The organism is Microbulbifer sp. SE14, from assembly GCF_059834885.1.
Genome location: NZ_JCBAJA010000011.1, coordinates 21,937 through 34,874 on the forward strand (window position 1 = coordinate 21,937; position 12,938 = coordinate 34,874).

Genomic DNA, 12,938 nt, shown 5'->3' on the forward strand with positions numbered 1-12,938 from the left:
CTCGCCTCGAACTCACTTATAAGATTTGGCAGATGAACAAAAAGAGAAAACTCCGCAGCGCCGACTGGTTCAACGATCCCTCGCAACCGGACCAGACCGCCATCTATATCGAGCGCTACCTGAACTACGGCCTCACCCGCGAGGAGCTGCAGTCCGGCAAGCCGATTATCGGCATCGCCCAGACCGGCAGCGACCTGACGCCCTGCAACCGCCATCATATTGAACTGGCGAAAAGGGTGCGCGAGGGCATCCGCGATGCCGGCGGCATTCCGTTCGAGTTTCCCGTGCACCCCATCGCCGAAATGGGCAAGCGCCCCACCGCCGCCCTGGACCGCAACCTCGCCTACCTGGGGCTGGTGGAAATCCTCTACGGTTACCCCCTCGACGGCGTGGTGCTCACCACCGGCTGCGACAAGACCACCCCGGCCACGCTGATGGCCGCGGCGGCGGTCAACATTCCCTCAATCGTGCTCTCCGGCGGCCCCATGCTCAACGGCTGGGATACAAAAAACAATGAAGAGCAGCGCGTGGGCTCCGGTACCATTATCTGGCGCTCGCGGGAGGACTATGCCCGCGGCGATATCGACTACGAACAGTTCATGGAAAACGTCACAGCGTCGGCGCCCTCCAGCGGTCACTGCAACACCATGGGCACGGCGCTGACCATGAACAGCCTGGCGGAGGCACTGGGCATGTCGCTGCCCGGCTGTGCGGCGATACCCGCGAACTACAAGGAGCGCCCGGCCATCGCCTACTACACCGGGATGCGCATCGTCGATATGGTGTGGGAAGACCTGAAGCCCTCCGACATCATGACCCGCGAGGCCTTCCTCAACGCCGTGCGCCTCTGCTCCGCCATCGGCGGCTCCACCAATGCGCCGCCCCATTTGCAGGCCATCGCCAACCGCATGGGTGTCGAGCTGTCCATCGACGACTGGCAGGAATTCGGCGAAAAAATCCCGCTACTGGTCAACTGCCAGCCGGCTGGCGAATACCTGGGCGAGGATTTCTATCGCGCCGGCGGTGTGCCCGCGGTGATGGGCGAACTGTTGCGCGCCGGCCTCATTCACGGCGACTGCAAGACCGCAAGCGGAAAGACCATCGGCGAGAATTACGGCAAGCAGTTTTCCCGCAACGAGAATGTGATTCGCCCCTATGCGAATCCGCTGCTGGAAAACGCCGGCTTCGCGGTGATGCGCGGCAACCTGTTCGACTCGGCGATCATGAAGAAATCCGTGATCGGCGAAGACTTCCGCAGGAATTACCTGTCCAATCCGGAAAGTCCCAATGTGCTGCGCGGCCGCGCCATCGTCTTCGACGGCCCCGAGGACTATCACCACCGCATCGACGACCCTGCCCTGGATATCGACGGCAACTGCATACTGGTGATCCGCAACTGCGGCCCTCTCGGCTATCCCGGTTCCGCGGAAGTGGTCAACATGCGCCCGCCCAACTACCTGATCAGGCGCGGCATCAACTGCCTGCCCTGTATCGGCGACGGCCGCCAGAGCGGCACCTCCGCCAGCCCGTCGATACTGAACGCCTCGCCGGAGGCGGCCGCCGGCGGAGGCCTGGCGCTGCTGCAGAGCGGCGACATGGTCGAGATAGACCTGAACAACAACCGCGTCGATGTGCTGCTCGACAATGCGGAACTGGAGCGTCGCCGCGCGCAGTTGCAGTCGCCGCAACTGGTCAACCAGACCCCCTGGCAGGAGATCTACCGCAACACAGCCACCCAGCTCGCCGATGGCGGCGATATGGCCATGGGGAAAGAGCACCTGCGTATCGTCGAGCGCCACGGTACGCCGCGGAATTCGCACTGAATTGGGGAATGAAACTGAGGAGCGCTCCTACAGGAGAACACAGAAGATGTACCGAGTTAAAAAGATAATTGCCATGAAAAAGATCGACCCGGCCGCCAAACCCCGGCACACCATCCTGGCCGCGGCGCTGCTGCTGTTGAGCGCCTGTGGCACAGTGGAACCCAGCGGCACTGTGGAAAAGAAAGGCCTGGACAACTGGCCCCGGGCCTCCAGCCCCACCGCCGACCGGGACGTCGAAGCGCGGGTGGAAAAACTGCTCGCGAAAATGACCCTGGAAGAAAAAGTCGGCCAGATAATGCAGCCGGAAATCCAGTCGATCACCCCGGAAGAAGTGAAGCAATACCATATCGGCTCGGTCCTGAACGGCGGCGGCTCCATGCCCAACCGTGTGGACGGTGCCGCTCCCAGGGATTGGCTGGCGCTGGCGGACGCCTACTGGGAGGCGTCCATGGACACGGCCGATGGCGGCGCCGCGATACCGGTCTTCTGGGGCACCGATGCGGTACACGGCAACGGCAACCTGGTCGGCGCCACCCTGTTTCCCCACAATATCGGCCTGGGCGCCGCACGCGACCCGGAACTGATTCGGGAAATCGGCGCGGCCACCGCGGAAGAGGTGCGCACCACCGGCGTCGAGTGGGTCTTCGCCCCGACCCTGGCAGTGGCCCAGAACGACCTCTGGGGCCGCACCTACGAGAGCTACGCGGAGAAGCCCGAGCTGGTGCGCGAATACGCCGCGGCCATGGTGGAGGGACTGCAGGGCCCTGCCGGCGATAGGAATTTCCTCGGCGAAAAACACGTGATTGCCACCGCCAAGCACTTCCTCGCCGACGGCGGCACCTTCGGTGGCGACGACCAGGGCGATGCGCGCATCGACGAGCGCGAGCTGGTGAAGATCCACAATGCCGGCTACCCGGCCGCCATCGAGTCCGGGGTGCAGACGGTGATGGCCAGCTTCTCCTCATGGAACGGCGAGAAACACCACGGCAACCGCTACCTGCTGACCGAGGTGTTGAAAAAGCGCATGGGCTTCGACGGCCTGGTTGTGGGCGACTGGAACGGCCACGGCCAGGTACCCGGCTGCACCAATGACAGCTGTCCCCAGGCGATTGAGGCCGGCATCGACCTGCTGATGGTCACCTACGACTGGAAGGCAATGATAAAAAATACCCTGGCCCAAGTGCGCGCCGGGGAAATCCCGATGCAGAGACTCGACGATGCGGTGCGGCGCATTTTAAGGGTGAAGCTGCGCGCGGGCCTGTTCGACAAGAAGCCCTCCGAGCGCGCGCTGGCCGGCCGCGAGGATCTGGTCGGCTCCCCGGAACACCGGGCCCTGGCGCGGCGCGCCGTGCGCGAGAGCCTGGTGCTGCTGAAAAACCGCAACCATATCCTGCCCCTGAACCCGAAACAGGAAATCCTGGTGGCCGGCGACGGCGCCGACAGCATCGCCATGCAGTCCGGCGGCTGGAGCGTCAGCTGGCAGGGCGCAGGTATTCCCAATGAGAAATTCCCCGGTGCCACCTCGATTTACGCCGGCATTGAGGCTGCGGTGGAAAAGGCCGGTGGCAGCGCGCAGCTCTCGGTTGACGGCAGCTTCGAGCGGAAACCGGATGTGGCGATTGTCGTGTTCGGCGAGCAGCCCTACGCGGAGGGCCAGGGGGACCTGAATACACTGGAATTCGAGGCCGGCAAGAAGAAAAACCTGGCGCTGCTGAAAAAATTCCGCGTGGCGGGTATTCCGGTGGTTTCCGTATTCCTGTCCGGCCGCCCGCTGTGGGTGAATCCGGAACTGAACGCCTCCGACGCCTTCGTCGCCGCCTGGCTGCCGGGCACCGAAGGGGCCGGTGTGGCGGACGTGATTATCGCGAAAGAAAACGGCGAGCCGAATTTCGATTTCAACGGCAGGCTCTCCTTCTCCTGGCCGAAACTGCCGCTGCAGGCGCGCCTCAATCCCCACCACCCGGACTACGACCCGCTCTTCGCCTACGGCTACGGCCTGGACTATGAGTCCGCCGACCAGGGACCTTCAAGCCTCGCGGAAAATGTCCCCGGCCTGATGCGCGGCCAGCCGGACTTACTGAACCTGTATGTGGGCCGCCCGCTGCAGCCCTGGGGTGTGCAGATCAATGATTTCGAGCAGAACCAGATGCTGAGCGGTGCCTTTGCCAAACTGCCCAGCGGCCGCGTCACCGTAGTGACCAGCGACAAGGATGTGCAGGAAGATGCGCTCACCTTCAAGTGGCAGGACACCTGGCTGGCCGGCCTGAGCCTCAAACATGGCGGCCCGCTGGACCTGTCCGGCTATGTGCCGGAGGGCGTTCTGTCCTTCGATCTCAAGGTGGACGACCTGGACAAGGGCGGCCTGGACCTGGTGCTCCATTGCAATAAACAAGGCGGCGGCGAGTGCGAGCGGAAGCTGGAACTCTCCAGGCGGGCCGAAGTCATGGCCGGGCAGGGCTGGCAGCACCTGAGCGTCAAGCTCAGCTGCTTCGTTCGCGACGGCGACGACCTCTCGGCGGTGTCCGTACCCTTCGAATTGCGCGGCGGCGGCGCCGGCCAGGTGGCCGTGGCCAATATCCGCCTGCAGAAGGAGGGGGAGGCCAGCGAGGCCTGCCCCGACTACCGCAAGCTCTCCGTCACCCCGGCGACCCTCGATACCTACTGGGCGCGGGACTGGTGGCTGCCCCGCCACGAGGAAAAGCTGGCGCGCATCGAGGAGCGGGACGTGGACCTGCTGATGATCGGCGACTCCATCACCCAGGGTTGGGAAGGCGCGGGCAAGGCCGTGTGGGAGGAATTTTATGCGGACCGCAATGCCGTCAACCTGGGTTTCGGCGGCGACAGGACCGAAAACCTGCTGTGGCGCCTGCGCCACGGTGAAGTCGACGGCATAGAACCCAAGGTCGCGGTACTGATGATAGGCACCAACAACACTGGCCACCGCCGGGAGGACCCGGAGTTGACCGCCGCCGGCATCCGCGCGGTGCTGGACGAACTGCGCGCGCGCCAGCCGCAGATGAAAATCCTGCTGCTGAGCATCTTCCCGCGGGACGCCGAACCGGGCACGCCAATGCGCAAGATCAACCGCGACATCAACGCAATCATTTCCGGCTACGCCGACAGCGAGCACGTGTTCTACCAGGAGATCTACAGCGAATTCCTCGACGAGGACGGCAGGTTGAGCAAGGAGATCATGCCCGATTTCCTGCACCCGAACGAGCGCGGCTACGAGATCTGGGCCGAGGCGATGGAGCCGACTCTGGCGGAGCTGATGCAATGATGCCGGGACTCGGGACTCGGGACTCGGGACTCGGGACTCGGGACTCGGGACCCGGGACGAGCGGTAGGGTGGATAAGCGCATCCTCCAATCTGGGGCAGCGGTAAGGCGCATCCACGCCGGACGCATCCACCAGCCGAAATCCGAATAGAAAAAAACAGCACCACAACAATGACAAAAGTGAAACTGGAGAAAATTATGTACAAGCATAGACTGATCGCGTCGGCGTTGGCGGTGCTGTTATCGGCCTGCGGTGTGGACCAGCAAAGTGCGGAAAAGAAAGGTGCGGAAGCGAAAGTTGCGGAAAAGGAAGCGGCGGCCGCGGACCCGAGCCCCTGGCCGAAACTCGAACCGGCGCTGGCAAAGGATCCCGCACTGGAGAAAAAGATCGCCGCACTGCTGGAAGAAATGTCCCTGGAGGAAAAAGTCGGCCAGCTGATCCAGGCGGAGATCAAGTACGCCACCCCGGAGGACGTCAGGAAATACCACCTGGGCTCGATACTGAACGGCGGTGGTACCTACCCGAACAACGACAAGTTCGCCACGCCGGAAGACTGGCTGGCGCTGGCCGAGGCCTACCACGCGGCCTCGATGGACACCTCCGACGGCGGTGTGGCCATCCCGGTGCTCTGGGGCAGTGACGCGGTGCACGGCCACAACAACGTCATAGGCGCGACCCTGTTCCCGCACAATATCGGCCTGGGTGCCGCCCAGGACCCGGAGCTGATCCGGCGCATCGGCGAGGCCACCGCGCGGGAAGTGGCGGTAACCGGCATTGACTGGACCTTCGCCCCCACGGTGGCGGTGGTGCGCGACGACCGCTGGGGGCGCACCTTCGAGAGTTACTCCGAGGATCCGAAAATCGTGGGTGAATACGCCCGCGCCATGGTCGAGGGCATACAGGGCGGCAAAGCCTCGAAAGAATTTCTCGGCGGCCACAAGCTGATCTCCGCCACCAAGCATTTTATCGGCGACGGCGGCACCGAGCGCGGCATGGATCGCGGCGACACAAAGGTGTCGGAAAGGGAACTGGCGGAGATACACGCCGCCGGCTATATCGCCGCACTGGACGCCGGCGTGCAGACGGTGATGGCCTCCTTCAACAGCTGGAACGGCAAGCGGTTGCACGGGCACAAACACCTGCTCACCGATGTGCTGAAAGGCCGGCTCGGCTTCGACGGTTTCGTCGTCGGCGACTGGAACGGCCACCGCTTCGTGGACGGCTGCACCCTGGAGAGCTGTCCCCAGGCGATCAACGCCGGCCTGGATATGTTTATGGTGCCATCGGACTGGAAGCCGCTGTACGAAAACACCCTGGCCCAGGCCAGAAGCGGCGAGATACCGATGAGCCGCATCGACGACGCGGTGACGCGCATACTGCGGGTCAAGATGCGCGCGGGCCTGTTCGAACGCAACAATCCCCGAACCAAGCCCCTGGCGGGCAAGGCCGGCGTTCTCGGCAGCGACGAGCACAGGGCCATAGCCCGCGAGGCGGTGCGCAAATCCCTGGTGTTGCTGAAAAACAACGGCCAACTGTTGCCGCTAAACCCGAAACAGAAAATCCTCGTGGCTGGCGACGCCGCGGACAATATCGGCAAGCAGAGCGGCGGCTGGACCATTTCCTGGCAGGGCACCGGCAATACGGCGGCGGACTTCCCCGGAGCCACCTCCATTTACGCCGGCATCAAAAGCGCGGTGGAGAAGGCCGGCGGCGAGGCGCTGCTCTCGGTCGACGGAGATTATGAAGGGGACAGGCCCGATGTGGCCGTGGTGGTCTTCGGCGAGGAGCCCTACGCCGAGTGGCACGGCGATATCACCAGCCTCGAATACCAGTTCGGCAGCAAGCGCGACCTGGCGCTGCTGAAGAAACTGAAAGCGCAGAATATTCCGGTGGTGAGTATTTTCATTTCCGGTCGCCCGCTGTGGATCAACAAGGAGCTGAATGCCTCCGATGCCTTCGTCGCCGCCTGGCTGCCGGGTTCCGAGGGCGCCGGGGTGGCCGATGTGATTCTCACCGACGCCGAAGGCAAAAAACGATACGACTTTACCGGAAAGCTCTCCTTCAGCTGGCCGCGCCTGGTGGACCAGGTGCCGCTCAACCTGGGGGACGACGGTTACGAGCCGCTGTTCGCCTACGGCTACGGCCTCAGCTATGCCGACGATGTCGAAATCGCCAACAACCTGCCTGAGCAGGGCGAGAGCTACGCTTCGGGAAAACTGGAAGACGCCTGGATGATGGTGTGGCGCCCGCGCGCGCCCTGGGACCTGACCATTCTCGACGAGGGCAGTGCGCCGCTTAAAGTCGAGGGCAATCTCGCCGCGAGCGGCGACGACAATATCCGTGTGTCCGCCATCGATATGCGCAACCAGGAGGACGCGCGCCTGGTGCAGTGGAAGGGCTTGCGCCCCGGCGGTGTGGCCCTGCGCGCAGACAGGCCCCAGGACCTGAGCCGCTACCTGGAATCCGGCGGTACCCTGAGCCTGGATATCCGCCTGGACAGCGAGCCCGGCGGACAGGTATTCGCCTCGGTGGCCTGCGGCGGCGACTGCCAGGGCAGGCTGCCGCTTAACGAATCCCTGCAAAAAATCGAGCCGGGCCAGTGGACACCCCTGTCCATCGACCTGCAGTGCTTCGCCGAGCAGGGCGCGGAATTCTCTCGCGTCGACAGCAGCCTGCTGCTGGAGAGCGAGGGGCCCCTGTCCCTGGCGCTGGCCAATATCAAATACATACCCGGCGGCGCGGACAGCGCGACTGTGCGGTGCGAGGGCTAGGCGCCCCCGGCTAAAAGCAATGTGTTGAGTCAGGTCACGCTGTAGGAGCTTGCTTGCAAGCGAACGGCTACGGAGTTCCGTTCTTGTTCGCCTGCAAGCAGGTTCCTACAGGGAGCGCATCCGCTACGGGAAAAAAAGGCCTGCGTATCGCCGCCAGCGGTACAAGCCCCGCGGACAGTACGCCGCTCACCTGTACCGTCGGCGACTGCGCCTACGAGGCGGAAGTCACCATCGACCTGCTCGATGACGGGGCCGAGGGCAGACTGCTGCTCTTCTACAGCGACAAGGCCTTCGTGGGCCTCGGCTTTTCCCGGGAGCATATCAAGACCTTCCAGTACGCCGGGGAACAGAGCTGGTACCGCCAGCCGGCGGGTAAGGATGACCAACGACAACAACGTCATCACTTATCGTTATTCCCATGACGGCGGCAAGGCCTGGACCCTGCACGGGCACCGCATGGAGATATCCGGAATTCACCACAATGTCTTCGGCGGTTTCCTGAGTCCCAGGATCGGTCTCTACAGCGCGGGCGAGGGCGGTATCCGGCTCAGGGACTTCAGTTACAAGGCGCTCTGAACGGGATGACGGCTATACATACCGAGTGATGCTCCCCCGCCCCATGGGATGAGAACGGTGATCTCAATATGAAGGCGGTAATTTTCAACATCCACGATGTCGCCCTGCTGTTGATCGCCGGCGAGTGCAGTATTCTCGCGGTGCTGTTTCTGGCGCATCGCGGCGCCAGGCCCCTCGCTCACCGGCTGCTGGCAATTTTTCTGATTCTGAATGCGCTGATTGCAATCGATACCCTCATATACTGGGGAGAGGCGGTTCGCTACCGGGTGTTCTATATCTCGCCAAACCTGTTTTTCCTTTTCGGGTTCGCCTATTTTCTACAGGGCCCGGCGCTGTATTGGTACACCCGGTCGATGATTTACAGAGACTTCTCCTTTCGTCGGCTGAATATGTGGCACCTGCTCCCGGTGATCGCCGCACAGTTTTATCTCTACTTCGTTTATCACCGCTATCCTGCGGCTGTCCAAGGCGACCTCGTTCTGGGCCTTGAGATTTTCAGTTCCACGGGTGGTTGTCACGATATATTTGTTACGGCACAAAAGTCCGTTGTGGTCGTCTACGGCATGGCCTGTCTTTTCCAGCTCGCCCGTTATCGCGGCCTCTTGAAGGACAGCTACTCGAATATCGAGAAAATCGATTTTGTATGGTTACATATGCTGATCGGCGGTTTCCTTTTGGCTTGGAGCTGGAGTCTGGTCACACATATCTTCGGCCTGTATCGCCCCGGCGGCATCAGCGACATGATGGGTATTATCGGCAATTACATGATCTTTGTGCTGATCAATACTCTTGTGTTCTACAGCCTGATCCACGCGGGTGTTCTTGGAAGCATCAGCCAGGATACAAAACGCGATCGGCCCGAAGATTGTGATCCAGTCGACCCGCAACATGTCGACCGAATCCGCGTGGCCATGGAAATCAGAAAGTTGTTCCTCAACCCCAGGCTGACTGTGGACGAGTTTGCCGGGCATGTGGAACTGCCGCCTCGCCAGGTATCCTCGGCGATCAAGCGCCGATTTGGTCGCAATTTCCTGGAGTACGTCAATAGCTACCGTGTGGAGGAGGCCAAACGGTGTCTCGCCGACCCGGCGAACCGCGACGATTCCGTGCTCGATATTGCCTCTAAGTCCGGGTTCAACAGTAAAGCCACCTTCAACCGCTTCTTCAAGAAGTTTGCCGGCGTTACTCCCACAGAATACCGACGCCGCCATATGTCCGGCCTGCCCGGTTGACCGTGGCGCCGCGCGTACCGCAGGCGCGTCTCAATTTTTGCTTCGCAAAAATTGCAGCTTTACCCGCGGCTGCGGCCGTAACAGACTTTCAGCCTCTGCTTGAGCCTGCCTTTATTTGCAGGGTCGGGCGAGCGGTTGCGTAATGGGGACCTGATTGTCCCGCCGGGTATGCCGGAGTCATGTCCGGGCGGCCCGCGACGGTTGCCTCAGGTTTAAATAAAAGTCTAGGGAGGGGAAATCGTGTTTCAGTCAACTTTTTACGTCATGCGGACGGTATTGATTGCCGTCGTGGCGCTGTCTCCGCTGGCCGCCGGTGCCAAACCGTATAAAGCCGCGGAAATTTTCACCAACAATAGCCAACTCTACGGCAAGTACATATTCCGGATGCGTGCGGCCGAGGGCAGCGGGATCATATCCAATTTCTTCCTGTGGAAAGACGGGTCCGAACTGGAGGGCGTGGCCTGGGAAGAGGTCGATATCGAGGTTTTCGGTCAGAACAACGCCCAGTCGTGGCAAAGCAATATCATCACCGGCCTGGACAGCCGGATTACCTCCGAACAGGTGCACAATGCCGGCGTGTCCCTCGCCGAGGATTACCATACCTACAGCATTGAATGGACGCCACAGCGGGTGCGATGGCTGGTCGACGGGCAGGTGGTGCGTGAGACGCAGGGGGGGCAGGCCAGCGACCTGATCAACCCCGCGCAGGCACGCTTCAACTTCTGGCCCCCGAATATTCCCGCCTGGGTCGGTCCCTGGAACGACAGCATCCTGCCGGTGCATATGTTCGTCAACTGGATCGAGTACCACAGTTGGAACGGTAGCGGTTTCAACTTTGAATGGCGGGACGACTTCAATTGGTTCGACACCGGCCGCTGGGGAAAGGCCGACTGGACCTTCGCCGAAAACCGCGCGGACTTCGCGTCGGCCAACGCCGTGACCACCAACGGCTACCTAGTGCTGTCCCTGACCCGGGAGGGCCAGGAAGGCTTCAACGGGACGCCGCCCGCCGATAACGGCGGCAGCTCGAGTTCGTCGTCCAGCAGTTCCTCCAGCTCATCGTCCAGTTCGTCGAGCAGCAGTTCCTCCTCCAGCAGCTCGGGCGGCGGCGAGTGCCCGGTGATATCAGGGGGGCAGTCAGGCAATTTCAACACCAGCGGAGCCTACTGCTTCCGCACTCAGGACATGATATCCGGCTGGGGTGTGTCGAACTTTTCCGGGCGCTCTATCTCCGTGACAGTGAATGGCTCCGGCACCGCCGTCACTTCCCCCGGCGCGCCCTTGCCGGCCAAGGGTGTCGGCGACTACTACGTTTTTGAAGCCAGCGCCGGGGATTTTCCGTGGGCCTCGGTTTACTGGTGGTAGAACAAACTTTCCTTCTGCTCTGAAACCTGCCCGATCACCCCTGATCGGGCAGGTTTACTACAAGTTGATGCGCTTGGCAGTAGCTTGCTGCCCAGTCAAATGCATATGTATGAATATGATAAAATTCAAGATCCCCACAACGCTGCTGGCGTTGTCCGTACTTACGACTCTTGCGGTATCCGGACTTGCAGAAGAGTATGAGCCCGGTGAAAACCCGATCTTCAGGAATATTTTTACAGCGGATCCCGCGCCGCTGGTCGTTGGCGATACCTTGTATGTCTATGTCGGCCACGATGAAGCCGGCGAAGGCCAGATGTTCAACATCACCGAATGGGTCGTCTATTCCACCACGGACATGAAACACTGGACGTATCACGGTCCGGTCATGAAGCCCACCGATTTCGATTGGGCGATCAGGGATGCCTGGGCCTCACAGGTGATTGAAAAGGACGGAAAGTACTGGTTCTACACCACTGTGGAGCACGGCCCCCCGCACAACGCCAAGGCCATCGGGGTCGCGGTTGCGGACACACCGCTCGGACCGTTCAAGGACGCAAAAGGCTCCGCCCTGGCTTATGACGCAATGACTCCAACACCGGAAGATCCACACGACTGGGACGATATCGATCCGACCGCGTTTACCGATGATGACGGTACTACCTGGTTGGCATGGGGCAACATGCATTTGTACCTGGCCAGGCTCAAGCCCAATATGATCGAGTTCGACGGTCCTATCCGGGAAATATACCTGCCCAACTATACTGAAGGGCCGTGGCTGTACAAGCGCAAGGACGTGGTCTACCTGACCTATCCCTGCTTTGCGCACCAGAACATGTATGAAAAGATGTGTTATGCCACGGCTCCCCGGATTACGGGTCCCTGGACCTATCGGGGCATTCTCACCGACCGCACCGAAAACAGCTACACCATCCATCCCGGCATCGTCGAGTACAAGGACCAATGGTACTTTTTCTACCACGACGCCAGGCTCTCGATAAAGGGCGTGCCGGGAGCCATGGGCAGGCGGTCCGTGGCCGTGGAGTATCTTCACTATAATGAAGATGGGACCATTAAGCCGATCAAACAAACGAAAGCCGGAGTGAGTATTCAGCCCCATTCACCCGAAGTCTATCAGACACCTATCCTCAATCCCCACGGTCCTCTGGTCACGGTGGGAAGCGACATAGACGTCGCACAGAATACGGCAACCGCCGCCGCTGCGTGGAAAGGAAGCCCTGTACTGCGGACCACCGACGATCCCTATAACACCGCCATTGTCTCGGAGAGTTTTAATCGCGGCGACAGCGGCGTCACCCATCTGGGACAAACGTTCAGCCCCGATGTCGATTTTAAACTACAGGAAATCGGCCTGTATGCCGGGGACGGGTTCGGAACCATCGAAGATAAACCCGTCACCCTGGCTTTGTATGAAATTGACGAAGGCGATGCGAAAAGCAACCCTGTTTCTTCCTATACAGTGGGAGAGAACCTTCTGGGGGCAAGCGACGGACTGCGAATAAACTACAAGCCCCAACCACAGGGATTGCTTCAGCTTCGTCTGGCCGAATCCCGCCAGCCTGTTTTGAAGACGGGCAGAAACTATGTAATGGAACTTCAGGGTGTGCGTGGCGCGGCTCCGCTTTTCTGGCGCAGGACACGGGCGGATACCTATTCGGCGGGAGCGGCTTACCAGGATCGGTCGCTGATTCAGAGCGAATCGGAAACAGGCGATTTTGGCTTGGCTCTATACGGGGAAGCGCATCGGGAGCCACATTGATTCAGGGGAACCATCTTGTAGGAGCCTGCTTGCAGGCGAATGGCAACGGAGATCTGTTCTTGTTCGCCTGCAGGCAGGCTCCTACAGGGGTGATTAGTTACGAAAAATAAGAGAT

8 protein-coding genes are annotated in these 12,938 nt (G+C 61.2%); all 8 read left to right on the top strand.

What is annotated here, in order from left to right; all coding sequences use genetic code 11:
* The first annotated feature begins 32 nt into the window (after window positions 1-32).
* The 8 genes from AC6R19_RS09725 (at window position 33) to AC6R19_RS09760 (ending at window position 12,823) form a co-directional block, all read left to right on the top strand.
* The gene (locus AC6R19_RS09725; protein ID WP_500579608.1) at window positions 33-1,823 is read left to right on the top strand and encodes an IlvD/Edd family dehydratase; all 1,791 of its coding nucleotides are present in this window, start codon (window positions 33-35) and stop codon (window positions 1,821-1,823) included.
* Between the two features lie 73 nt (window positions 1,824-1,896).
* Complete coding sequence (locus AC6R19_RS09730) at window positions 1,897-5,103, top strand: glycoside hydrolase family 3 N-terminal domain-containing protein (protein WP_500579609.1); 3,207 nt, start codon at window positions 1,897-1,899, stop codon at window positions 5,101-5,103.
* A 196-nt stretch (window positions 5,104-5,299) separates the two neighbouring features.
* Window positions 5,300-7,873, top strand: a complete 2,574-nt coding sequence (locus AC6R19_RS09735; protein ID WP_500579610.1) for a glycoside hydrolase family 3 protein — start codon at window positions 5,300-5,302, stop codon at window positions 7,871-7,873.
* Between the two features lie 83 nt (window positions 7,874-7,956).
* Complete coding sequence (locus AC6R19_RS09740) at window positions 7,957-8,295, top strand: hypothetical protein (RefSeq protein WP_500579611.1); 339 nt, start codon at window positions 7,957-7,959, stop codon at window positions 8,293-8,295.
* A complete protein-coding gene (locus AC6R19_RS09745; RefSeq protein WP_500579612.1) occupies window positions 8,252-8,449 on the top strand; it encodes a hypothetical protein in 198 nt (65 codons plus the stop codon). The genes AC6R19_RS09740 and AC6R19_RS09745 overlap by 44 nt, the downstream gene beginning before the upstream one ends.
* A 68-nt stretch (window positions 8,450-8,517) precedes the next feature.
* On the top strand, window positions 8,518-9,681 hold the full coding sequence (locus AC6R19_RS09750; protein WP_500579613.1) for a helix-turn-helix domain-containing protein: 1,164 nt from the start codon (window positions 8,518-8,520) through the stop codon (window positions 9,679-9,681).
* Window positions 9,682-9,921: 240 nt separating this feature from the next.
* Window positions 9,922-11,046 carry a family 16 glycosylhydrolase gene (locus AC6R19_RS09755; RefSeq protein WP_500579614.1) on the top strand — a complete coding sequence of 375 codons (1,125 nt, stop codon included), beginning with the start codon at window positions 9,922-9,924 and terminating at the stop codon, window positions 11,044-11,046.
* Window positions 11,047-11,155: 109 nt separating this feature from the next.
* Window positions 11,156-12,823 (top strand): glycoside hydrolase family 43 protein, encoded by a 1,668-nt coding sequence (locus AC6R19_RS09760; protein WP_500579615.1) that lies wholly within the window; start codon window positions 11,156-11,158, stop codon window positions 12,821-12,823.
* Window positions 12,824-12,938 lie beyond the last annotated feature (115 nt).